This is a genomic window from Flavobacterium sp. C3NV, from assembly GCF_046825355.2.
Classification (GTDB): Bacteria; Bacteroidota; Bacteroidia; order Flavobacteriales; family Flavobacteriaceae; genus Flavobacterium.
Window position 1 is genome coordinate 235,764 of sequence record NZ_JBKQBJ020000003.1, and the last position, 23,604, is coordinate 259,367.

Annotated in this window: 23 protein-coding genes; 9 read left to right on the top strand and 14 right to left on the bottom strand. The window is 32.7% G+C overall.

What is annotated here, in order from left to right; translation table 11 throughout:
- Positions 1 to 70 precede the first annotated feature (70 nt).
- Together ACIDC4_RS06200 and ACIDC4_RS06205 are read left to right on the top strand one after the other, a co-directional pair.
- Complete coding sequence (locus ACIDC4_RS06200; protein ID WP_412042216.1) at positions 71 to 2,236, top strand: endonuclease MutS2; 2,166 nt, start codon at positions 71 to 73, stop codon at positions 2,234 to 2,236.
- Between the two features lie 325 nt (positions 2,237 to 2,561).
- Positions 2,562 to 2,975, top strand: coding sequence for a thiol-disulfide oxidoreductase DCC family protein (locus ACIDC4_RS06205; RefSeq protein ID WP_412042217.1), 414 nt, complete (start codon positions 2,562 to 2,564; stop codon positions 2,973 to 2,975).
- A 250-nt stretch (positions 2,976 to 3,225) separates the two neighbouring features.
- On the opposite strand, the gene ettA is transcribed toward ACIDC4_RS06205, so the two are convergent.
- The 3 genes from ettA to holA all read right to left on the bottom strand — a co-directional run bounded on the left by ettA (position 3,226) and on the right by holA (position 6,257).
- On the bottom strand, positions 3,226 to 4,917 hold the full coding sequence (gene ettA, locus ACIDC4_RS06210) for an energy-dependent translational throttle protein EttA (protein ID WP_026985169.1): 1,692 nt from the start codon (positions 4,915 to 4,917) through the stop codon (positions 3,226 to 3,228).
- An 84-nt stretch (positions 4,918 to 5,001) separates the two neighbouring features.
- Positions 5,002 to 5,184, bottom strand: a complete 183-nt coding sequence (locus tag ACIDC4_RS06215) for a CAL67264 family membrane protein (RefSeq protein ID WP_035680915.1) — start codon at positions 5,182 to 5,184, stop codon at positions 5,002 to 5,004.
- Positions 5,185 to 5,252: 68 nt separating this feature from the next.
- A complete protein-coding gene (gene holA / locus ACIDC4_RS06220) occupies positions 5,253 to 6,257 on the bottom strand; it encodes a DNA polymerase III subunit delta (protein WP_412042218.1) in 1,005 nt (334 codons plus the stop codon).
- Positions 6,258 to 6,336: 79 nt separating this feature from the next.
- On the opposite strand from holA, the gene ACIDC4_RS06225 reads away from it, so the two are divergent.
- The 3 genes from ACIDC4_RS06225 to ACIDC4_RS06235 are packed head-to-tail and all read left to right on the top strand — an operon-like array spanning position 6,337 to position 8,699.
- Positions 6,337 to 6,783: a type I restriction enzyme HsdR N-terminal domain-containing protein gene (locus tag ACIDC4_RS06225; RefSeq protein WP_412042219.1), complete on the top strand. Its 447-nt coding sequence runs from the start codon at positions 6,337 to 6,339 to the stop codon at positions 6,781 to 6,783.
- Between the two features lie 28 nt (positions 6,784 to 6,811).
- Positions 6,812 to 7,831, top strand: a complete 1,020-nt coding sequence (locus ACIDC4_RS06230) for a glycosyltransferase family 2 protein (protein WP_412042220.1) — start codon at positions 6,812 to 6,814, stop codon at positions 7,829 to 7,831.
- Positions 7,832 to 7,865: 34 nt separating this feature from the next.
- Entirely contained in the window at positions 7,866 to 8,699 is an 834-nt protein-coding gene (locus ACIDC4_RS06235) for an OmpA/MotB family protein (RefSeq protein WP_412042221.1), read from the top strand.
- 229 nt (positions 8,700 to 8,928) lie between these two features.
- On the opposite strand, the gene ACIDC4_RS06240 is transcribed toward ACIDC4_RS06235, so the two are convergent.
- The 4 genes from ACIDC4_RS06240 to ACIDC4_RS06255 all read right to left on the bottom strand — a co-directional run bounded on the left by ACIDC4_RS06240 (position 8,929) and on the right by ACIDC4_RS06255 (position 14,302).
- Positions 8,929 to 9,966: a carboxypeptidase-like regulatory domain-containing protein gene (locus ACIDC4_RS06240; RefSeq protein WP_412042222.1), complete on the bottom strand. Its 1,038-nt coding sequence runs from the start codon at positions 9,964 to 9,966 to the stop codon at positions 8,929 to 8,931.
- Between the two features lie 79 nt (positions 9,967 to 10,045).
- Positions 10,046 to 10,666, bottom strand: coding sequence for an L-threonylcarbamoyladenylate synthase (locus tag ACIDC4_RS06245; protein WP_412042223.1), 621 nt, complete (start codon positions 10,664 to 10,666; stop codon positions 10,046 to 10,048).
- A gap of 185 nt (positions 10,667 to 10,851) precedes the next feature.
- Positions 10,852 to 13,188, bottom strand: coding sequence for an ATP-dependent helicase (locus ACIDC4_RS06250; protein WP_412042224.1), 2,337 nt, complete (start codon positions 13,186 to 13,188; stop codon positions 10,852 to 10,854).
- Positions 13,189 to 13,534: 346 nt separating this feature from the next.
- The gene (locus tag ACIDC4_RS06255; RefSeq protein ID WP_412042225.1) at positions 13,535 to 14,302 is read right to left on the bottom strand and encodes a sulfite exporter TauE/SafE family protein; all 768 of its coding nucleotides are present in this window, start codon (positions 14,300 to 14,302) and stop codon (positions 13,535 to 13,537) included.
- A 125-nt stretch (positions 14,303 to 14,427) separates the two neighbouring features.
- On the opposite strand from ACIDC4_RS06255, the gene ACIDC4_RS06260 reads away from it, so the two are divergent.
- Positions 14,428 to 14,949, top strand: a complete 522-nt coding sequence (locus tag ACIDC4_RS06260) for a DUF7935 family protein (RefSeq protein ID WP_412042226.1) — start codon at positions 14,428 to 14,430, stop codon at positions 14,947 to 14,949.
- A 76-nt stretch (positions 14,950 to 15,025) separates the two neighbouring features.
- Here the strand turns inward: ACIDC4_RS06260 and ACIDC4_RS06265 are convergent, their stop codons facing one another.
- The 5 genes from ACIDC4_RS06265 to ACIDC4_RS06285 all read right to left on the bottom strand — a co-directional run bounded on the left by ACIDC4_RS06265 (position 15,026) and on the right by ACIDC4_RS06285 (position 20,172).
- Positions 15,026 to 15,760, bottom strand: a complete 735-nt coding sequence (locus ACIDC4_RS06265; RefSeq protein ID WP_412042227.1) for an ecotin family protein — start codon at positions 15,758 to 15,760, stop codon at positions 15,026 to 15,028.
- Positions 15,761 to 15,778: 18 nt separating this feature from the next.
- On the bottom strand, positions 15,779 to 16,231 hold the full coding sequence (locus ACIDC4_RS06270; protein ID WP_412042228.1) for an HAD family hydrolase: 453 nt from the start codon (positions 16,229 to 16,231) through the stop codon (positions 15,779 to 15,781).
- Positions 16,232 to 16,251: 20 nt separating this feature from the next.
- A complete protein-coding gene (locus ACIDC4_RS06275) occupies positions 16,252 to 17,151 on the bottom strand; it encodes a patatin-like phospholipase family protein (RefSeq protein ID WP_412042229.1) in 900 nt (299 codons plus the stop codon).
- 213 nt (positions 17,152 to 17,364) lie between these two features.
- Positions 17,365 to 19,425 carry a M1 family metallopeptidase gene (locus ACIDC4_RS06280; protein WP_412042230.1) on the bottom strand — a complete coding sequence of 687 codons (2,061 nt, stop codon included), beginning with the start codon at positions 19,423 to 19,425 and terminating at the stop codon, positions 17,365 to 17,367.
- Positions 19,426 to 19,431: 6 nt separating this feature from the next.
- Positions 19,432 to 20,172 (bottom strand): transposase, encoded by a 741-nt coding sequence (locus ACIDC4_RS06285; RefSeq protein ID WP_412042231.1) that lies wholly within the window; start codon positions 20,170 to 20,172, stop codon positions 19,432 to 19,434.
- Positions 20,173 to 20,234: 62 nt separating this feature from the next.
- On the opposite strand from ACIDC4_RS06285, the gene ACIDC4_RS06290 reads away from it, so the two are divergent.
- The 3 genes from ACIDC4_RS06290 to ACIDC4_RS06300 are packed head-to-tail and all read left to right on the top strand — an operon-like array spanning position 20,235 to position 21,962.
- The gene (locus ACIDC4_RS06290; protein WP_412042232.1) at positions 20,235 to 21,002 is read left to right on the top strand and encodes a Dph6-related ATP pyrophosphatase; all 768 of its coding nucleotides are present in this window, start codon (positions 20,235 to 20,237) and stop codon (positions 21,000 to 21,002) included.
- Positions 21,003 to 21,040: 38 nt separating this feature from the next.
- Positions 21,041 to 21,406 (top strand): peptidase associated/transthyretin-like domain-containing protein, encoded by a 366-nt coding sequence (locus tag ACIDC4_RS06295; protein WP_488381131.1) that lies wholly within the window; start codon positions 21,041 to 21,043, stop codon positions 21,404 to 21,406.
- Between the two features lie 49 nt (positions 21,407 to 21,455).
- Entirely contained in the window at positions 21,456 to 21,962 is a 507-nt protein-coding gene (locus ACIDC4_RS06300) for a hypothetical protein (protein WP_412042234.1), read from the top strand.
- Between the two features lie 34 nt (positions 21,963 to 21,996).
- Here ACIDC4_RS06300 and ACIDC4_RS06305 read toward each other — a convergent pair whose 3' ends face one another.
- On the bottom strand, positions 21,997 to 22,539 hold the full coding sequence (locus ACIDC4_RS06305) for a DUF1697 domain-containing protein (protein ID WP_412042235.1): 543 nt from the start codon (positions 22,537 to 22,539) through the stop codon (positions 21,997 to 21,999).
- A gap of 89 nt (positions 22,540 to 22,628) precedes the next feature.
- Positions 22,629 to 23,576, bottom strand: coding sequence for a hypothetical protein (locus ACIDC4_RS06310; RefSeq protein ID WP_412042236.1), 948 nt, complete (start codon positions 23,574 to 23,576; stop codon positions 22,629 to 22,631).
- Positions 23,577 to 23,604: the final 28 nt, after the last annotated feature.

Consider the following 23,604-nt stretch of genomic DNA (forward strand, 5'->3'; position numbering starts at 1 on the left):
AGATATAAACTTTGTAGAATTGAATACTAATGTTTTCGTACTTTTGCGTGTACTTTGTTAAAGAAAATAAATGATATCCATTACCGAAAAGACATTACAAGATTTACAATTCCCTACAGTGCTCGAAACTATTTCAGCAGGCTGTAATACAGATATAGGAAAAGAAAAAGCTTTAAGAATAACACCATTTAGAGATAAAGAAACTTTGATGCAGGCTTTAATGCAAACTTCAGAGTATGTTTCGTCTTTTGAAAATAATAACGCCATTCCCAATCATGGGTTTGATGCCATAACGCACGAAATTAAATTTCTGGCAATTGAAGATAGTTTCCTGGAAGTAGGAAGTTTTAGAAAAATTGCGACACTTTCATCAACAGCAAATTTCTTGTTGAATTTCCTTAAAAAGTTTGATGACTACTATCCAAACTTAAACGCAAGAGCTTCAAGAGTTGAATATACTAAAGATATTGTAACTCTCATAGATGCAATTGTAGATAAATACGGAGAAATCAAAGACAATGCTTCACCGGCTTTATTGAGTATTCGCCAGAATATGAATATCGTTCGTGGTAAAGTAAACCAAAGTTTTGGAGTAGCACTTTCTCACAATAATAGTCTTGGTTATTTAGATGACATTAAAGAAAGTTTTGTGCAAAATCGTAGAGTGCTTGCCGTTTTAGCAATGTATCGCCGTAAAGTAAAAGGCTCGATTTTAGGAAGTTCTAAAACCGGAAGTATCGCTTATATCGAACCTGAAGCTACTTTGCAATATTCCAGAGAATTAGCAAATCTTGAATACGAGGAAAAAGAAGAAATTACCAGAATTCTAAAACAATTATCAAATCAAATTCGACCATATTTACCTTTATTAGTTGAATATCAGGAATTTTTAAGTGATATTGATGTCGTTGCAGGAAAAGCAAAATATGCGAATAGAATAAACGGAATACTACCAACAATCACCGAAGAAAGAAGATTGTTTTTTAGAGAAGCGTATCATCCTATTTTGTATTTGAATAACAAACAAAAAAACGAAGTTACACATCCGCAAACAATTGAATTAAAACAAGATAACCGTATTATTGTCATTTCAGGACCAAATGCGGGAGGAAAAACAATTTCGCTTAAGACAGTTGGTTTATTGCAATTGATGTTGCAATCCGGTATGTTAATTCCGGTTCACGAACGTAGTGAAACCTTTTTGTTTGATAGAATTCTAACAGATATTGGTGACAATCAATCTATTGAAAACCATTTGAGTACTTATAGTTACCGATTAAAAAACATGAATTACTTTTTAAAGAAATGTAATAAGAAAACTATGTTTTTGATTGATGAGTTTGGTACAGGTTCTGATCCTGAATTGGGTGGCGCTTTGGCTGAAATTTTCTTAGAAGAATTTTATCATCGTGAAGCTTTCGGAATTATAACAACGCATTATTCGAACTTGAAAATTCTTGCAAACGAATTGCCTTTTGCCACAAATGCCAATATGATGTTTGATGAAAAGTCATTGGAACCGATGTATAAATTGGCTCTTGGTCAAGCTGGTAGTTCGTTTACTTTTGAAGTTGCATTGAAAAACGGAATCCCGTTTGGATTAATCAATCGTGCCAAAAAGAAAATCGAAGTTGGAAAAGTTCGTTTTGATAAAACCATTGCAACACTTCAGAAAGAAAGATCGAAGCTTGAAAAAACTTCTATAAATCTTAAAGAAGAAGAAACCCGAGCTCGTGAAGAAAGCAAAAAGATGGAAAACATCAATGTAAAAATAAAACAGAAATTAGAAAGCTATCAGGAATTATATGATAGCAACCAAAAGACAATTTACATTGGTCAGAAAATAGAAGACATCTCGGAGAAATATTTCAATAATAAAAATAAAAAAGAATTGATTGGGGAATTTTTGAAAATCATAGAAATTGAAAATTCAAAACGTAAAAAAGCAACTCCAAAAGAAACCAAAGCTATAATCGAAAAGAAAAAAGAAGTTATCGCCGAAGTTTCGGTTCAGGTTGAAGAAATTCGAAAAGAGAAAAAAGAAAAGAAACTCAAACCTGTTATTGAAAAACCAAAACCAATTTTAAAAGTTGGCGACAGAGTCCGAATGCTCGACGGAAGATCTGTTGGAAGTATAGACTCGATAGAAAAAAATAAGGCAACAGTAAATTACGGGATTTTTACTTCGAAAGTAAGTTTGGATGAATTGGAATTAGTTGAGGCGGCTAAGAAATAAGTTTTCAGTCTCAGTGACAGTTTTAAGTTTTAAAAAGACTAAAATTCTAGAAAAAATTAAAATAAAGCGATTTTAGGATAGATTTTAAAAAAGACGATTAAGAAGATAGATATTTTATAAAAATCGCTTAAAATTTATTTATGGAAGCGATTTTTGATTCATAAAATCTATTGGTTTTATATTATAGATAGTAAAAAATTATACCTATTATTATTACTATTTTCAATTCTAAGAAGGAGAAATAACAAACCAGCATCAGCTTTGTCAAAGTTTTAAACTTTGACAAAGCTTAAAACTTGAAACCTTAAACTTGAAACTTTTCCAAATGGAAGACCTTCCTAAAAACAAAAAAATAATTCTTTTCGATGGCGTTTGCAATTTATGCAACGGTGCAGTTCAGTTTATTATTAAACATGACAAAAAAGATATTTTTAGATTTGTGGCTTTGCAATCAGAATTGGGAATCGAGATCTGTAAATACATAGGTGTTGATCAAACTAAAATTGACAGTATTATTTTATATCATCCAGGCGTTGCTTATTATTATAAATCTTCAGCAGTTTTGGAAATTGGAGAAGATTTAGGCGGAATTTATAGCTTTGCTTCTATTTTAAAAATTTTCCCTGAAAAACTTCGAAATTATATTTACGATTATATTGCTAAAAACCGTTATAAATGGTACGGCAAAAAAGAAAGCTGCATGATTCCTACTCCGGAGTTGAAGGCGAAATTTATTTAAATTCCAAATTTTAAAAAATTCTAAATTCCAATTATCGTCAGTTTTGTCATCCCGAGGAACGAGGGATCACACTCGGAACTCCGCAATCTAAATCGCTAATCTTTGTCAAGCTTCTAATGTGATTTGCTTCGCTAGTCGCTATCGCTCAAGTCTCCTCCGTCGAAATGACATATAATAATAGAAAAAATCCCAAAACTCCAGTTTTTAAGTTGGAATTTGGGATTTTTAAATTTTAAAATTTATTAGAAAATTATCTAATTAACTTTCTGTATTTCAAACGTTTCGGAGTTAAATCACCACCTAAACGTTTCTTTTTGTTTTCTTCATATTCAGAGAAACCACCTTCGAAATAATAAACTTCAGAATCTCCTTCGAAAGCCAAAATGTGTGTACAAATTCTGTCTAAGAACCATCTGTCGTGCGAAATAATAACGGCACAACCTGCAAAATTCTCCAAACCTTCTTCAAGTGCACGAAGTGTATTTACATCCAAATCATTCGTAGGCTCATCCAGTAAAAGTACGTTTCCTTCTTCTTTCAATGTCATTGCAAGGTGCAAACGGTTACGCTCTCCACCCGATAACATTGAAACTTTTTTATTTTGCTCTCCTCCACCAAAGTTGAAACGAGATAAGTAAGCTCTTGAGTTCACTTGCTTTCCGCCCATCATAATTAATTCCTGACCGTCGGCAAAATTTTCCCAAATAGATTTATTCGGATCTATGTTAGAGTGAGACTGATCTACGTAAGCGATTTTTACCGTTTCTCCTACTGAAAATTCTCCGCTGTCTGTAGCTTGCTCTCCCATAATCATTTTGAAAATGGTCGATTTACCAGCACCGTTTGGCCCGATAATTCCAACAATTCCGGCTTGTGGCAAAGTGAAATTTAAATTATCATACAATAATTTATCTCCAAAAGCTTTGGCAACATTCTTCGCTTCAATAACATTGGTTCCTAAACGTGGACCGTTCGGGATATAGATTTCCAGATTTTCATCCAGTTGTTTTTGGTCTTCATTCAATAATTTGTCGTAATTCTGTAAACGTGCTTTTTGCTTTGTCTGACGTCCTTTTGCTCCCTGACGAACCCAGTCAAGCTCACGCTCTAACGTTTTTCTACGTTTAGAAGCTACTTTTTCTTCTTGTGCCATACGGCTTGATTTTTGGTCTAACCAAGAAGAATAATTTCCTTTCCACGGAATACCTTCTCCTCTATCCAACTCAAGAATCCATCCTGCAACATTATCAAGGAAATATCTATCGTGCGTTACAGCGATTACAGTTCCTGCATATTGTGCTAAATGCTGCTCTAACCAAAGTACAGACTCAGCATCAAGGTGGTTGGTTGGCTCATCAAGTAACAATACATCAGGCTGTTGCAATAACAAACGACATAAAGCCACACGACGGCGCTCTCCTCCTGAAAGGTTTTTGATAGGCGTATCACCTTCCGGAGTACGCAAAGCATCCATTGCAATTTCTAGTTTGGTATCGATTTCCCAAGCGCCAAGAGCATCAATTTTGTCTTGTAAAGCGGCCTGACGATCCATCAACTTATCCATTTTATCAGGATCAGAATAGTTTTCTTCAAGACCGAATAAATCATTAATTTGATTGTACTCTTCTAAAACTGCCATCGTTTCTGCAGCTCCTTCACGGACAATTTCGATAACGGTTTTAGAATCATCAAGAATTGGTTCTTGCTCTAAATACCCTACAGTATAACCCGGTTGAAAAACAACATCTCCCTGATAATTTTTATCAACTCCCGCAATAATTTTTAAAAGAGAAGATTTTCCTGATCCGTTAAGTCCTAAAATACCAATTTTAGCACCGTAAAAGAAACTCAGATAGATATTTTTAAGTACTGGTTTGTCTGCTCCCTGATAGGTCTTACTCAATTTCTGCATTGAGAAAATTACTTTCTTATCGTCTGACATGCTTATTTATTTTTTAATTTTTATTATTATTTTTTATTAACCTATAATATTGCAATTATATTGTTGCAATTGATATCGAAAATATTATACTCTGCCTTTTAAAGCATTAAAAACCCAAGCGTTAGCAAAAAAACCAACACCCACTGCTACAAACCCCCAGCCAGAGACGTCTCTGTATCTGAAAGCGCCAAGACCTATAAGCAACAATCCCATAAGTACCATTATAAAAGTAGCCCATCCTAGAACGGTATTTTTATTCATTCCCATAATTGTGTAATTATTATTTTGAAAGTAGTAATTTTTTTAGAGATGCAAATATCGTGAATTTTCACGGCTTAATTAAATATTTTATACAGCATTTCTTTTAATAAATCTGCCTGAGGTAAAGCATTGGCTCCTACGCCTTTACTTTTAACATCAACATCACGCAGTGCTCCTACGATCTGACTCACTTTTCGCATTGGGTAATTCTTAATTGCTAAGTCATATTCCTTTAAAAAATAAGGATTTACACCAATTGCCGAAGCTACATTTTTAGGATTTTTATCCTTAAGTCCATGATACTTTAAAAGCTGAACAAAGAATCCAAAAACCAATCCTGTTGTCATTACCAATGGATATTCTTTTGGATTATGAGCGAAGTTCTCGGCAATTTTGTATGCTTTCAGTTGATTGCGTTCGCCAATGGCTTTTCTGAGTTCGAAAACATTATAATCTTTACTAAAACCAATATTTTCCTCGATATGTTGTGGCGTAATTACAGTGCCCTGGGGCAAAATAATCTGTAATTTTTCTAATTCATTGTTGATTTTACTCAAATCTGTACCCAAAAACTCAACTAACATAGCATTTGCTTTTGGGTCGATCGTGTATTTTTTTCCGGCAAGTACGCGTTTTATCCAGTCGCCAACCTGATTTTCGTATAGTTTTTTACTTTCGTAAACGATTCCGTTTTGCGCTAATAATTTGGTTACTTTTTTACGTTTATCCAGTGTTTTGTATTTGTAACAAAAAACCAGAACAGTAGTTTCCATAGGATTATTTACGTAAGATTCTATCTTATCAATTGTTCTTGACAAATCCTGAGCTTCTTTTACAATAACAACCTGGCGATCAGCCATCATAGGATAGCGTTTGGCTGTAGAAACGATATCTTCTACAGTAACATCTCTACCATATAAAACCGTTTGATTGAATCCCTTCTCCTCTTCCGAAAGTATATTCTGCTCAATATATTCCGATAATTTATCAATATAATAAGGCTCCTCGCCCATCAAAAAATAAATTGGTTTGATATTTCCGGCTTTGATATCGTTAACAATTTTTACAACTTCGTCCATTTATTTTGATTGCAGATTTTAGATTTCAGATTTCAGATTGAAAACCCTAATCTTTAAACTTATTTTATATTTTTGCGCTATGCAGCAATTAAATTTTCCTTCTTATACTTTCCGATTCAAAAATAGCGAAAATAAAGTGTCTATTTTCGATGAAATCAGGAAAAAATTTATCATTCTTACCCCAGAGGAATGGGTGCGTCAGCATGTAGTTCATTATTTAATAGATGAGAAAAAATACCCTAAATCTTTAATCAATGTTGAGAAAGTTTTAACAGTCAACGGGTTACGAAAAAGATACGATGTTGTGGTCTTTAATCCGGATGGTTCTATACATATATTAGTAGAATGTAAAGCGCCCAGCGTAAAGATTTCGCAGGCAACTTTTGATCAGATTGCCCGTTATAATATGACAATGAAGGCACGGTTTTTGAATGTGACAAACGGTCTAAGTCATTTTTATTGTCAAATGGATTTTGAGAATGAAAAATATGAGTTTCTAAGAAGCTTGCCGGACTACAAAGAATAAATAGTATTAAAAATAAATAAAGTTACTTTTGGATAAAATTGCAGTTGTCATTTTAAATTGGAACGGCGTAAAATTGTTAGAGCAGTTTTTACCCTCTGTTGTTCAATTTTCGGAAGGAACCCAAATATATGTCGCTGATAATGCTTCGACAGACGATTCTATAAATTTTATCAAACAAAATTTTCCCACCATAAAAATAGTTGTAAATAGTGGTAATCATGGCTTTGCAAAAGGTTACAATGATGCTTTGCAACATATTAATGCTGAAATTTATGCCTTAGTAAATTCAGACATTGAGGTGACCGAAAATTGGCTAAACCCTATTATTGAAACTTTCGATAAAGAAAACCAAACCGCTATTATTCAGCCTAAAATTCTTGATTTTAAAAATAAAGAATACTTTGAATATGCTGGTGGAGCCGGTGGATTTATTGACAAGTACGGTTTCCCTTTTTGTCGTGGACGTATTTTTGACACTATTGAAAAAGACAATGGCCAATACGATGATAATTGTGAATTATTCTGGGCTTCAGGAGCTTGTTTTTTTATAAGAAGTGAAGTTTATCATGAATTAGGAGGTTTTGATGAAAGCTTTTTCGCGCATCAGGAAGAAATTGATTTGTGCTGGCGTGCTGCCAATGAAGGACATATCATTAAATACAATTCAGGATCAGTTGTTTATCATGTTGGAGGAGCAACTTTGCAACAAGGAAATCCTAAAAAAACCTATTTGAATTTTAGAAATTCATTATTAATGCTTGTCAAAAACTTACCCAAAAAAGGTTTGTTTTTTGTGATTTTCTTCAGAATGGTTTTAGACGGTATCGCCGGTATCCGTTTTCTTACACAGGGAAAATTTGCACATACTTTTGCAATTTTGAAAGCGCATTTTTCATTTTATTGCATATCTTTAAAATATCTGCGTGAACGAAAAGATTTTCAGATACAGCAATACTATACTGTAAAAAGTATCGTTTTCTTGTATTACATAAAGAAACTGACCGTATTTAAAGAAATCTTTAACAGTAATCAAAATATTAAAAACTAAATTTGTAATCAACGTTTAATTAAATATAATACCTATGAGAAAAATAGTAATTGCACTATCAGTATTAATGGCCTTAACTTCGTGTGTATCGAAAAAGCAGTACGCAGCATTAGAAGCTAAGAACAAAGAGACACAAGATTTATTAAACTCTTGCACAGTAAAACTAAATGCTTGTTTAGAGGAAAAAGCAGGATTAGCAGCTACAGCTGAAAGTTATAAAGCACACAATCAAGACTTAATAAGCACTTCTAAAGATTTAACTGTATTAACAACTAAAGGAGCTGAAAATCTTGAAAAATCATTAGAAAGTTTAAAAGAAAAAGATTTAAAAATATCTAGACTTCAGGATGCATTAACTAAAAAAGACAGTGTAACTTTAGCTTTAGTTACAAGCTTAAAAGGTGCTGTTGGAATTAATGATCCGGATATCGAAATCAACGTAGAAAAAGGAGTTGTGTTTATTTCTATCGCAGACAAATTATTATTTAAAAGCGGTAGCTATGATGTAACTGACAAAGCTAAAGGTGTTTTGGCTAAAGTTGCAAAAGTAGTAAACGACAAGCCAGATTTCGAATGTATGGTTGAAGGTCACACAGATAACGTTCCTTACAAAAGCAACGGAATTTTGTTAGACAACTGGGACTTAAGTGTTAAACGTTCTACATCTATTGTACGTGTATTAACAAATGATCTTGGTGTTAACCCTGCAAAATTAATCGCAGCTGGTAGAAGTTCTTATGTACCATTAGTTGCTAATGATACTCCAGAAGATAAAGCTCGTAACAGAAGAACTCGTATTGTGGTTATGCCAAAAATCGATCAATTCTATGATATGATTGAAAAAGAAATGAAAAAACAACAAAAATAATTTACGTTTTTCACATACTTTATTAAACAGAAAAAGCAGGTCAATTGACCTGCTTTTATGTATCCCTAACTTTTTTAATAACCAATTAAATATAAATTAAGAATAGCATTATCTTTAAACTAACTAAATTTTAACTAATCTAAAGTTAGTTATTTATTTTATAATATTATTCGATTTCAGTTTTTTTTTACAAATAGCAAATAATTACTATTTCTTATTGCCCGGTAATTTAATTAATCCCGTAATTTAGTGGCAACATATCTCCTACTTTCTTTTCTGAAATTTTACCCGAAAAAAGTATACTCTCAATATTTGAATTATTTCCGTACTTATAAATATAGAAGCTGTCCGTTTGAAAAGTAATCTTTGACTCCTCTGTTCTGTTAAATGCAATATTATAAGCAGCAAAAATATCTTTTAGATTTCCATTTTTAATTTCTCCTTTTGGCTGTGGCAAAATTTCAACTTTTACAAAATCTTCCTCTTGAGTAATTTTAAAACGCGTAAGAGGATCTATGCTATTATCATCATTAAGCAATAAAAATTTCTTTATTCCCCAATCTTTCTTAGCAAAATTTCTAAAAAACTGCATTTGTGAGCCTTGAAAGGTTTTTTCTCTTCGTTCTAAAACTGCGACTGAATTATCAATGTCTTCAAATCTACTTACACCTCCGTAGAAGTTTTTGATAACATCTTTAGAACTAATACTTAATTTACTAAAAGCAATTTCAAAAACTACTAATTCAAAATCAATTTTATAACCTAAAGATTCATTTACAATTGTTAGAGGTTTATCTGATGAGGCGGTGAAAATTAGTTTTTCTTTGTCGTATTTAAAACGAAGATCTGATTCGTTTTTTATCACACAAGATTTTGAATTATTTGTTTTACCCAAAAAGTATTCTCTAAACAATTTTAATTTCTGTTCTCTGGTAAACAATTCATTTTTTGTGATGACTACTTCTTTAAGTTCATTTTCGGAAACAGTAAGGCTAACATTTAATGGCTTCGAAGCATCAAGTCCTGTAAGATATTCTGTTTGATATCCCATGAAACTTATCGCTAAAATATTATTTGCATTGGGTTCATACTTAATGCTAAAATCACCGTTTGCATCTGAAATTGTTGAAATTGTAGTTCCGTCAAAATAAATATTTACGCCTTCGAGTGGAATATTATCTTTACCGGAAATTTTACCTTTAAGGATGTTTTGCGAAAATATAGTAACAGAAGAAAATAAGAATAAAAAAAGATAGAGGTTTTTCATAAAACAGAAAAGGTTTGGTTAATTTTTAGCTAATTAACCAAACCTTTTTATATTATCCTAGATAATTAATAAAATATTCTTACAAAATATCGATATCGCCTTTTCCTTCTCTTATTATAACCGGTTCATGTTCTGACAAATCTATAATCGTCGAACCTACATTGTCTCCGTATCCTCCATCAATAACAAGATCAACAAGATTTTGCCATTTCTCAAAAATCAATTCCGGGTCTGTCGTATACTCAATTACATCATCTTCATCACGAATAGAAGTCGATACAATAGGGTTTCCTAATTGGCGAACAATTTCCAGCGCAATATTATTATCAGGGACACGAATACCCACTGTTGTTTTCTTTTTAAACTCTTTTGGCAAATTATTGTTTCCAGGCAAAATAAAAGTATATGGCCCAGGCAATGCTCTTTTCAGGATCTTAAAAGTTGAAGTGTCAATCTGACGAACATAATCTGAAAGATTGCTCAAATCATGACAAATGAATGAGAAATTAGCTTTCTCAAGCTTAACTCCTTTTATTTTTGCAATTTTCTCTAATGCGCGCGAATTGGTAATATCACAACCTAAACCATAAACGGTATCTGTTGGATAAATAACTAAACCTCCGTTCTGAAGCACTTTTACCACTTTGGCAATAGCGGCTTCACTAGGTTTGTCCGGATATATTTTTATGAACTCAGCCATTTTTCTTTTTAGAATAAAGATGTTAGATTATAGAATAAAGATTATTCTTTATCCATTTTAAAACTTTCAGTGTAAACAATGCCTATGTTATTATACCAAATAAATACAATTAAAAAAGCTGATAAATTTTAATAAAATTAAGTTTCTCCAATCTTTTTTCTTGCATCTATTTTCTTTCTTCTCTTTTACCCAATAACGTCTAATTTCGCAAATCGAAGCAATAGCTTTTTAATTCCTCCTACTTCAAATTTTATTTCGGCTTTTTTATCAGCACCAACACCTTCTAAATTAACCACTTCGCCTTTTCCAAAACGTTCGTGCATTACAACATTTCCAATGGTTAATGAATTATCGAATAAATTCGGCGCAGCACTATTAGGATTATTACCGGCAACAGGTTTCAATTTACGAATGTTCAAATCAGGTTTTGGCTGATTATCAGTAACGTGTTTCGGCGGTGTTGATCCAATAGGTTTTGCTAAACGTAATTTCGATTTGTCTACATCTCCAAAAATATCCCCATCAATAGGCGATTTGTATCGGTAATTTGTTTCAGCCGGAGTTAAATATTCAAGATATTGTCCGTCGATTTCCTCAATAAAACGTGACGGCTCACTATCTGTCAGTTTCCCCCAACGGTAACGGGATTGCGCATAAGTTAAATAAGCCTGATGTTCTGCACGAGTTAAAGCTACGTAAAATAATCGACGTTCTTCTTCTAATTCACTTCTGGTACTCATACTCATCGCACTCGGAAACAAATCTTCCTCCATACCCACTACAAAAACATGAGGAAATTCAAGTCCTTTTGCTAAGTGAATGGTCATCAATGCCACACGATCTTCATCAGATGTGTCTTTATCCAAATCAGTTGCAAGCGCTACATCCTCCATAAATTCAGACAAAGCCCCTCTAGCACCATCAATTTCTTTTTGTCCTTCAGTAAAATCTTTTAAACCGTTTAAAAGTTCTTCGATATTCTGAATTTTTGCCATTCCTTCCGGAGTAGCATCTTTTTTTAATTCCTGAACCAATCCGGTTTTTTTAGCCACATAATCTGTTATATAAAATGCATCCTGATTTTGATCAATCACCTGAAAACTCTGAATCATCGTAACAAAATCATTGATTTTATTCTTTGTTCCAGTGTTTAGTTTTAGGTCGATTTTATCAATATTCACCATCACTTCCCAAATCGAACGTTTGTAATGGTTGGCAGCAATAGTCAGTTTTTCGACCGTTGTATCACCAATTCCACGCGCAGGGTAATTGATCACACGAACAAGCGCTTCTTCATCTTTTGGATTAATTACCAAACGCAAATAACACAAAACGTCTTTAATCTCCTTACGTTGGTAGAATGATAATCCACCATAAATTCGATACGGAAGATCACGTTTTCTCAAGGCATCCTCCATGGCACGTGATTGTGCATTGGTACGATATAAAATTGCAAAAGAACCATTGTGAAGCTGATTTTGCATTTTTTGTTCAAAAATCGTACTGGCTACAAAACGACCTTCTTCGGCATCAGTCAAACTGCGATGCACTTTTATCTTTTGCCCAAAATCATTTGCTGTCCAGACTACTTTGTCCAGTTTTGTTTTATTATGTTCCATTACAGTATTTGCCGCTTCAACAATATTTCTTGTCGAACGGTAATTTTGCTCTAAACGAAACATGATCACACCTTCATAATCTTTCTGGAAATTCAAAATATTATTAATATTCGCCCCACGGAAAGCATAAATACTCTGCGCATCATCTCCTACCACACAAATATTCTGAAATTTATCAGACAAAGCCCTTACAATCAAATATTGAGAGTGATTTGTATCTTGGTACTCATCAACCATAATGTATCTAAAACGGTTTTGATACTTCGCTAAAATCTCAGGAAAACGGGTCAGTAATTCATTGGTTTTCAACAACAAATCATCAAAATCCATTGCTCCAGCTTTAAAACAGCGCTCTACATATTGCTGATAAATTTCTCCCAACCTTGGTCTTTTTGCCATTGCATCGGCCTCTACCAATTCAGGATTATTAAAGTAGGCTTTTACCGTAATCAAACTATTTTTATAATTAGATATACGTCCTAAAATCTGTTTTGGTTTATAAACATCGCGATCCAGCTGCATTTCTTTAATAATAGAAGAAATCAGTCTCGCCGAATCCTGAGAATCATAAATCGTAAAATTCGATGGATATCCCAAATGATCCGACTCTGCACGAAGAATACGCGCAAAAATCGAGTGAAAAGTTCCCATCCAAAGATTCTTTGCTTCAGAGGCGCCCACAATATCCGAAATCCTGTGTTTCATCTCACGAGCAGCTTTGTTCGTAAAAGTAAGCGACAAAATATTGAACGCATCAACACCCTGCGCCATCAAATAAGCAATTCTAATCGTTAAAACACGGGTTTTTCCTGAACCTGCACCAGCAATAATAATCATTGGCCCGTCTTTCTTCAAAACAGGCTGTCTCTGTGCTTCATTGAGCTGGTCAATGTATTTTTGCATGAAATTTTTCTCCATAATTGATGCAAAAATAAGAATTTAAAAAGAAAGTTCCTAAGGTACTAAGGTGCTGAGTTGCTAAGTTTTTTTTGAAGCAAAACAATAAGCTTTTCATGAAACATTGTTCCCGCTTTCGGCTATATCTCTCCGTTCCACTGCGAGGATACCGCCTCTATCGGGGCTAGATTAGAAACAATTGGCTTTTTTAAGAAAGTTGCTGAGTTACAAAGATTCTAAGATGCTAAGTTTTTTTTCGGAATTTAATTGATAAGACAAATAATTCATAAAGTTTTCATCGTAACTATTAGTAAAAACCTTAGAACCTTAGAATCTTAGTGTCTTAGCACCTTCATTTATAAAATACATCATAAGCAAATCGTATCAAAGTGCCCACAACCACAATCAAAAAGAAAATCCTGATAAAACCATTTCCTTTATTAATGGCGAGTTTTGCACCAAGCCATCCGCCAAGTCCGTTGCTAATAGCCATAGGAATTGCAATCGACCAAATAATTTTTCCTTTGATCATAAACAAACAAATCGAGCCAAAATTAGTTGCCAGATTTACCATTTTAGCATTCGCGGAAGCGTGCAAAAAATCAAAACCCAAAAGCGCTATGAAGGCAACCACAAAAAAACTTCCTGTTCCCGGCCCAATAAATCCGTCGTAGAAGCCAACAATGATACTAATTACAACGGCATAAATAATTTGCGTTGTAGCCGAATGATCTTTGGCTACATGTTGACCGAAGTTCTTTTTCGCATAAGTATATATAAACAGTAACGATAAAACCACAAGCAAGAGAGGTTTCATAAAATCATTGCTAACCAATGTTAATATAGTAGAACCTAAAAATGCCGAAGGAACTGCCAGACACATCATGATCAAAAGTAACTTCCACTGAATCACTACTTTTTTCATGTATTGAAAAGCCGCAAAAGCAGTTCCGCTAAAAGCAGGAATTTTCAAAGTTCCTATAACTGTCGAAACAGGCAAATTGGGCAATAAAATCAATCCCATTGGTGTCTGAATCAATCCTCCTCCGCCAACAATTGCATCAATAAATCCGGCTGCAAATGCAGCTAAACAAAGAAAAAATATGATGTATGAATCCATTATTATTGTGTTTCAGGCGGTTTTAAAAAATCCCTACAAAAGTAAACTTCCATTTTTATTTATTACAAAAAAATTAAAGTGGATTTCTCCTCAAAAAGTATATTTTTGTTGAAAATTTGAACCAAATGGATTTTAATAGAATTATAGAATTAGCCAGTTATACTTTACCAGCCATTGTTACCGGATTCGTGGCGTATCGTTTTTTTGAATTGTACATCAAAAACAACGATAAAAAACGTGCTTTTTTATTAAACAGAGAATATCAAAAGCAATCTTTGCCAATACGTTTGCAGGCTTACGAGCGCATGACTTTATATTTGGAACGTATCAACCTGACTAAATTATTGATTAGAGTTGCACCAATATCAAACGAAAAACACGATTACGAAAACTTTTTAATCGATCAGATCGAGCAAGAATTCGAACATAATCTAACACAGCAAATTTACATGTCTGACGAGTGTTGGACAATTATCACAACTGCCAAAAACTCAACCATTCAAATCATCCGAAAAGCTGCCATGAGCGATCGTGTTGACAGCGGAGATAAATTGCGCGAAGTAATTTTGAATGATTTGCTAGAGAAACAATCACCAAGTAATGCTGCTTTAGCTTATATTAAAAATGAAGTTTCAGAGTTGTGGTAAACTTAATTTTAGAATTCAGATTTTAGATTTTAGATTATGCTTAGGCGATCTAAAATCTAAAATCTGCAATCGATTTTTATTTCCACCAGTTTTGTTTTGGCTTAACTTCCCATCCATTTTTTAAGTATTTTTGAGAGATACTCAGATCTCCAGCTCCAATATCAAAATCACAATTTACGTTGGGAACCCTATAATCTCCCCAATTGCAAATTTTATCTTTTCCGGAATTATTAGATTTCCATATACCAACAAATGCATTATTAAAATAGTTATCTCTGTAACTTTCAATATCATTGTATTTGACTAAATTATGTTTATTGATATAAAATATGGTTTGCAGTTTCCCCTGAAATTCTCCCGTATTTTTTTGACTTTTATTTTCAACAAACTTATAATTAGCCGTCAGTAATCCCTGGCTTTTTATACCTGCATTTTTATACTCATCATCAACGCCAAATTTTGACTTTTTTAGTTCTTGTATTTTTACGATGGTTATTGTACCTGTAAAATCACCAATATTCGATTTAACACTCGATTTACCATGAACTATATATTCTGTTTTATTTTTTTCATTTCTTTTAATTGATGTCAATTTTATCAATATTCTTTGGTAATTATCGCCTATAACACCGACAACGGCATCACTTTCAGTTGTATTCCATAAACCTGAAAAATCATAATTGGCATACTTATCTATTTCATTTTTCTGAAATAATTCTGAATTATCCCAAATAGAACTTCTGCATATATTATTCTGACTAAAGGCATTTATATTAAAGAAGACGAAGAGAAATACAATTACATTTTTCATATTTTCGAAATTTTATCTCTATGCTATTTGATTTTTTAAATTTATTTCTTTCAAAATTGTCTGAGTCCAATTATCATCTGTTTCAGAAATTATAATAGTTTTAAATCCATATTTTTCGCCTTCTCTTTCAACACCAACTGAATCATCTACATGAATATCAATATTAAATATTGGCGGAAATTTCGAGCAATAAACATTTGTTTTACGAAGTTTTTTTTGATGCTTTTGCTGATTTATTATAAAATCAGCAGATATTCCGTAAGAATAAAACATCCATTTTATCCTGGATTCTCTTCTGTATGAAGTGGTGTAAATATAAATTTTATGATTTTGTTTTTTTAATACCTTAAATAAATCTATTGTTCCTTTTCGCAAACTTTCGGCACCTAAAAATTGATGAAACAAATTTGATTTTTCTATTTCAAACTTATTTGAGATTAAAGTATCATCAAGGTCAAAAGATATTATCATAAATCATTATCAAGCTAAAATTACCTATTATCACTCATAACTTCGGACTTATTCTGAGCGTATTCGTAACCTTGCTCCCACCATTCTTTCATCACTTCTTTATTAAAAATCAAAGCATTATCAGTCAGTTTTGTGGGTGTGTAATATAAGTTAAGTTTCACATTCTTATTATTTGCCATCAGTTTTCCTATAGCAATGTCATGTTTTTCAACCTGATCTAATGCAATTCGGAACAAATCGATCATTAACGAAAACGGATTTTTACCAATAACAGTTTTATTCATATTCACTTCGGTTTCAAGAATAATGACATCAATTTCGGTTGCACCACGGTTAATTGCTTCGCGAATCGGAACCAGACTTGAAAATCCTCCGTCGCCATATTCGAAGTTGTCTTTCTCTACCAAACTCATAAACGGAACGTAATTACTTGAAATCCAAGACCAATCACAAAACTCTTCGTAAGTACAATCTTTTATCGATTTATATTCTGATTCGTTTTTAGTAAAATTGGTGACAGTAATGACAACATCGTTTTTCTGTTTCTTTAGTTTATTAAAATCTGATAAAGAAAAGTTATTCCTGATATATTTCTTAAGTCCTTTACTTTCTCCAAAGGTTCTTTTTCCTTTAAAAAACTGACGTAAAACATTGAAGTGATTTATAGTAACAATATCTACTCCTCCTTTGGTTTTAATCACAAAGGGACAAATATTAAAAATATTCGCCATCGTAACATTGGTATAAATAGAGTGAATTTGTTTAATATGCCCCAGGGCCAAATGCGGAATAAGTAAGCTGCCTGTAGAAGTTCCCAGAAACAAATCATATTCGTGATTTTTTTCTTCTATTAAATATTGCGCTACACCACCGGCAAACGCCCCTTTACTTCCTCCACCAGAAATAACCAATGCTCTCATAAATATTATTGTAGGTTTTGTATTTATTTAGAAAATAGATTAAAGAATAAAGAGCAAAGACTTTTTATTTGTTTTTAAATCTTTACTCTTGCCCTTATCCTCTATATTCTATTCTCTTTCTTCTATTCTCTTTCTTCTATTCTCTTTCTTCTATTCTCTTTCTTCTATTCTCTTTACTCTATTCTCTTTACTCTATTCTCTTACTTCTATATTCTACTCTTTCAACAAACGATTCAATTGAAATTGTTCTTCGGGGTTCAAATTAGGCAAAATTCTTTCAAACGAAGCACGCATCTCAGAATTTTTTAATAAAACTCGAATTGTATCTCTTCCGTATTTTGAAAATTGCCACATATGATGCGTTGTTGCACTAACTAAATTACTTAAAACCTGATCGTTAATTATTTTGAAAGCGATGAGTTTTTCAAGTGCATTTTGTCGTGTTGTAGCTTCGTATTTTACAGATGAAAATGAAATTAGCTCATTGGCCAGAACATCTGGATTATCGCTATAATCCGGAGTCGATAATGCTAATGAAAGCCATAATGTTCGAAGATTAAAATCGTTGAAACCAATCCAGTTTTTAGACTTGTTTAAATATTCTGTTCGATGATCCGGGAAGTTTTTCCATAAATAAAACAATGCAATTTCCTGTGTCTGATAGGATGTATCGTCTAGTAAGGTTTCATAATGTGTTCTAAAATCTTCCGGAATTTTCGACAATGATCCTGCAACAGCTTGTCGGACTTGCACATTGTTGGTTTGCAAAGCGATTAGCAAAAGTTCTTTTTTTACTTCGTACTTTTCAGTTTCTATTTGGCTTACAATTCCTTCTTTTACAGTTTCGTAAACGTTTGATTCTAAAGTTTTCCTTAAAAATTCTATTTTCTCCGGCAATGGCGTTTTCTTTAGTTTGTCAACTTCTAAACGAACTTGAATTGCTTTATTTTTACTCAATAAAGCATTCGCTGTTGGTGTATCAAAGGCTGTCGATTCTAACCAGGTTTTCTGAAATTTATCCAAATCAAAATCAGATACCTTTTTGATTTCATCAAAGAAGTTTTGTGTATTTACCGTTTGATAGGCATACTTTTTCAGATAACTTTTTATAGCTTTTTTGAAGGCTTTATCACCAATAGATTCATGCAAAACAAACAAAGCCCAAGCACCTTTTTCGTAAAAAGTCAATGAACTCGCTTTGGCATTCAAAACCGGAACAGAATCGGTTCTTGAAGCAAATTTTATCTGCTGCGCCGTTTCATACAATTTCGAATAGAAAAAATCATCTCCGTAAATTTCCCTTTCGGCCAATGCGGCATAATAAGTTGCAAAACCTTCCTGAAGCCAGTGATGCGTACTGCTTTCGGCTGTAATTAAATCGCCAAACCAGTGATGCGCTAATTCGTGAGCGTCAACATTGGTATAATTACGATCTGTAAAACCTATCGAATCAACGATATAACGTGTTGCAAAAAGTGTAGTGGTTGTATTTTCCATACCGGCATACAAGAAATCGCGAACCGGAATTTCTCTGTAAATTTCCCAAGGATACTTCACTCCTATTTCTTTCTCTAAAAAATCAAAAATACGTTTTGAGTATCTGTAAGTAGGCTCAAAACGGCTGGCATCTTTATTCTCAAAATAATATTCTAACGGAATTTTAGATTTTGCTTTAAATTCTTTTTTATCATATTTTCCAATGGCAAGCATCAACAAATAAGAACTCATTGGTTTTTCCATTTGATATTGCCAATTAATGGAATTTCCTTCTGGTTTCTTTTCTTTTAAAACTCCGTTCGAAACAACCTGATACTCTTTCTCGTATGTGATGCCCAAGCTAAAGATGACTTTTTCGTTCACGTCATCAAAACTCGGAAACCAATTGCTGGTATATCTTCCTTGACCTTGCGTCCAGATTTGAGTTTCTGTATTATCAATATTTATAAAGTACAAAGCCTGTTTTGGTTTAACAGAATACTCGAAAGTCAATTGGTTTTCCCCTTTCTGAAAATGATTCACAATCTGTAATTCTTTACCGGTATTAATATAAACAACGTCTTTATTATCAAGCTGAACATGAGAAAACTCCATGTTTTTGGCATCGATTTTAATCGTATCAATGGGTTTTAAAACCTCAAATCGATAATCGACAATTCCGTAAACCGATTTATCTGTGGCATTTAATTTCAATTGCCCGTTAACCGATTTAAAATCGACAAATTGGGTTTGTTGTGCAAAAACGAAACTGGTAATAAATAAGAGGATATATTTCATTGAGAATTAAAGTTTCATAGAATCCGTTTCCCAAGAACTTGGGTTGGTTTTTATATAATTATAAATAGTTTCGAATCTTTTGTAATTACGAACGATATGGTCATGATAATTAGATTGCCATATCGAAGCAGATCCATTAATTTGTTTTGTAGTTACCGATTTAAAGATAGCAACAAATGATGATATAGAATTGGGTTTTCGAGATAATTCATATCCATATTTATTCGCGTAATTATTCTCATGGTTATTCTGTAGAGACGCACTGCAGTGCGTCTTCGCAACGTTTGTCACATTATTTGTCGAACTGTTTGTCAAATTGTTTGTCAAATTGTTTGCCGCAATATCTGTTGTCGATGTGCCGGACGTAGACGCACTGCTGTGCGTCTCTACGATATGCGATCGTTCAATTTGCAATCTTTCAATTTCTCTCTTTTGGATATCTGTATGTAAATTATTTGTTTCTGTATCAATTTCATTATTTTGAATTTCTATCAATAAATGAATATGATTTGGCATGACAATCCAATTATGAAAAAACCAATTTTTACGAATTTTTATAGATTTCAATAATTCATTTTCTACAATTTGACCGTTTTTGTTTAAAATCATTTTATCCTCTTCAATAGATCCAAAAAGATATTCTCTATTTTGAGTGACCATAGTAATAAAATAAACTGCTGAACTGGAATAATCCCAATTTTTCAATCTATTTGAATCCATTTTAAACTTATCTTGAAATAATGTCATTTTTTGGCGTGTAAGAATCCCAAAGTTACAAAGGTTTCATCAACAAATCGAATGAAATTTGTATGTTTACCTTAGAAAATTACAACAAAGTGTCAACACCAAAAAAAGCCTTATTTAACTGGAGCAGCGGAAAAGATTCTGCTTTGGCATTATATAAAACATTACACAATCCTGATTTTAAAATCGAATATTTACTTACGAGTGTAAACCAGCAATTTCAGCGAATTTCTATGCACGGCGTTCGTGTCGAATTATTAGAAGCGCAGGCTAAAAGCATTGGTTTACCTCTTAAAATCATGCAAATTCCTGAAATGCCAACAATGGAAGTGTATGAAAATGTGATGACTGAAACTTTAGCCACATTAAAAAACGAAGGAATCACACATTCGATTTTTGGTGATATTTTCCTCGAAGATTTACGCCAATACCGAGAAAATCAATTGGCAAAAATGGGTTTTGAAGGTGTTTTTCCTCTTTGGCAAATTCCAACCCAGGATTTAATTCAGGAATTTATTTCGTTAGGGTTTAAAACAATTGTGGTTTGTGTAAACGAACGTTATCTCGATAAAAGTTTTGTTGGCCGAATTATCGATCAGGAATTCATAAACGATTTACCTGAGAATGTAGACGTTTGCGGTGAAAATGGCGAATTTCATACTTTTACTTTTGATGGTCCGATTTTTTCAGAACCTGTACAATTTGAAATGGGCGAAATTGTTTATCGAAAATACGAAAAGCCTAAAACCGAAGATTCCTCAAATACTGCTTGCGATACAAGTGCCAGCGACGCTTTTGATTTTGGATTTTGGTATTGTGATCTAATTCAATAAAGATGAAAATATTCTATTTCAAAAGGCTTTGCAAACTTATGCTATTGATAACTATCGCTTTGACATGCCAGAGCTGTTTGGTAAGCCGTTGCAAGAGACCACAAATTACGGGTTATATTTATGATTCTATCAGTAGAAAACCAATTGAAAATTGCAAAGTTGGAGAAAATCTAACAGACTCAAAGGGCTATTTTCAATTAAAAGAATTACGTTATTCTGAGTTTACTTTTATAGGGTATGAAGCGCCGCCATTAACGGTAAATGAAGCAATTATTAAAGACGGTTACGAAAATAAATCAATACAATTATTTAATCCGTTTGGAGGCGGAATCAGAAAAGGAGCTGTTCATAATTGTGATACCATCTTCTTAAAAAGAACTCCAATAATAGCTGTCGAAAAATAATTTATTTAATTCAGTTTTAATCCCAATATTAATTTCATTAAACCATAATATGCCTGTAAAAGAAATTAGTTCAGAAATAAAAAAGGTTTTAGAATTCCTTACTGAAATAGGAATTGATGTCATTGAAAAAGAAGTAAACGAAAGTTTTTTACCCGGATTAAGCCTGGGGCAAAATTGCATTTGTATTGATTATGATAAATTATTATATCCTGGCGATATTTTGCACGAAGCGGGACACTTAGCCGTCACTACATCTTCTGAAAGAAATACAGTTGGAACAAGCGAAATGTCGCCGGAATGGCCAACTCAGGCCGAAGAAATAGCAGCAATTTTATGGTCTTTTGCTGCTGCAAACTATTTACAATTGCCCCTTGACTTTGTATTTCATCCTAATGGCTATAAAGGTGCTTCGGATTGGTTTATTTCGAATTTTAGTGATGAAAATTATATTGGATTGCCTTTTTTAGAATGGATTGGACTTACCTTAAGTAAAGATCTTGCACTTAAAGAAGGCAAAGAAGCTTTTCCTGTAATGCAAAAATGGTTAAGGGATTAATTTTAATTATTAGAAAATTTTCTAATTTTAAAAATTATTCTGAATACATATTCAGCAAATTCGTAACAGTATTCCAATTTCGCATCGTTACGATAACATTCAGTTTTTTCTCGATATATTTACCTTCAAGTCTTGTTTTTCCGGCTCCAACAGCATATTTAATGAAAATTCTGTTTCCGTCAATACTGGCTTCATCCGGTTTAAACTGACTGATTTTTAAATCGTTTATATTTTCCTTCTTTAATTCAACCGAAGTAAAAGCAACATATAGTTTTTTTGTATCTATATCTTTTTCTTTTAAGAAAGGGCTGTTTTTTAAACACAATTCCAGGTCTTCTTTTTTAATGACAATAGTATAAACTTCATGTCCAAATACCTTAAAAATTTCCTGTTTGATTATAAAACCAACTTTAGAAGCACTTTCTTCCTCAGTATCGACAAAAACATTTCCGGATTGCAAATAAGTGCGCACATTTGTAAAACCAATATTTTCCAACATGGTTTTCAAAGCTTCCATTTTTATCATATTGTGACCAGAAACGTTGATGGCGCGTAAAAGTGCTAAATGTGTTGTCATTTTTTTTTAGAAATTATTTTTTCAAAGGTATTATTTTCTAAGCTTTAAATTCAATTTTAAAATTAAATAAGGCAACCCCAAAAAGCAATTTACTTAGACAAAGCATGTTCTTTTGCGTATTTTTTCTTTTCAGACCTTGAAAATTCTTTCGTTATAACAGCTTCATTAGACAATACTGTATATTCTTTTTTTGCTTCTATCTGAACATCACCTTCCTGTGTAACAAAAACCGGTGTGATAAACTTAAAATTACTTTTCTGATTTTTTATAGATACTTTTTCAGTTTTAAAAATATTGCCGGACAAATAATAAACGTTAAAATCCAATCGGTAACCTTCATTATCATACAATTCTACAATACCTAAATTCGTTTGAGGATCAACATTTTGACCTAATTTTACAAATATTCCGTTCTTTTTAAAGCCTTTATAAGTAGCATACGTGCCATCAGCATGTTCTACAGTAATCATATTTCGCATACTGGTATAATGAACTTTCAAATTGGGATTATTATCGTATTCGTTTTTGACCAAAACGACAATTCCTTTTCTCATACTACAAATCGTATCTGCTTTTTCCGGATGAACAACATACGATTTCCAATTTGAAACTTTTTCTTGCCCTAAAAATTTTTCGCCAATATTTCCTGCTTCATAAACTTTTATCTTTTTTCCGTTCTTGAATGGTAATGTATAATGAAACAAACTATCAACTTTAGGGTTAATTTCTCCCATAATCGTAGAATAACGAATTGCATAGCCAATTCCTCGAGATTTATCATTTGGTCTCAGTCTTGTAACGGTTCCGGAATACCCGGTTATAATTCCTTCGTAACTTGTAACATCGCAATTGGTTACATTCGAAAGTTCAATATTTACAGTGTAAGTTCCGGGAACTTTTTTCTCATAATTCAAATCGACACTTTTATCATCATTTACTTTTGATGTAATCGTGATAACTTGATTTTGAGCGGATAATTTAAAACTGATTAAGAATACAAAAAGAAATTGAAATACAAAAAAGACACTATTTTTCATGTTGGTTTAGGTTTGTTTGGTAGTTAGT